The sequence below is a fragment of the Ochrobactrum sp. SFR4 genome (assembly GCF_019730395.1).
GTDB lineage: Bacteria > Pseudomonadota > Alphaproteobacteria > Rhizobiales > Rhizobiaceae > Pseudochrobactrum.
This window is the reverse complement of the sequence record NZ_JAAPBB010001152.1, coordinates 1-246: the sequence shown is the minus strand read 5'-3', so window position 1 is coordinate 246 and position 246 is coordinate 1. Positions and strand designations below refer to the sequence as shown.

Sequence of the window (246 nt, the reverse complement as noted above, 5' to 3'; positions counted from 1 at the left end):
GGGTGAGTGGTCTCATCATTTAAGTGCGCAGCTTGGCGATGCTGTGCCGCTGGAGACAGAGCGCGGCTATAATACGACTTTACCGGTTGGTGCCGGTGATATCCGTCGTCAGCTGACATTCCCCGGGCATGCCTTTGTGATTACGCCGCTGACAACAGGTGTGCGTGTCGGCGGTGCCGTGGAACTGGTCGGGCTGACCTTGCCGCCCAATTATGCGCGCTCAGAAGCTATGCTGAAAAAGGCGAA

1 pseudogene is annotated in these 246 nt (G+C 57.7%); it reads left to right on the top strand.

The annotated features are described in order from the left end of the window. Nucleotides 1-246, top strand: a pseudogene (locus HBA93_RS22660) (amino acid dehydrogenase); the annotation flags it as partial.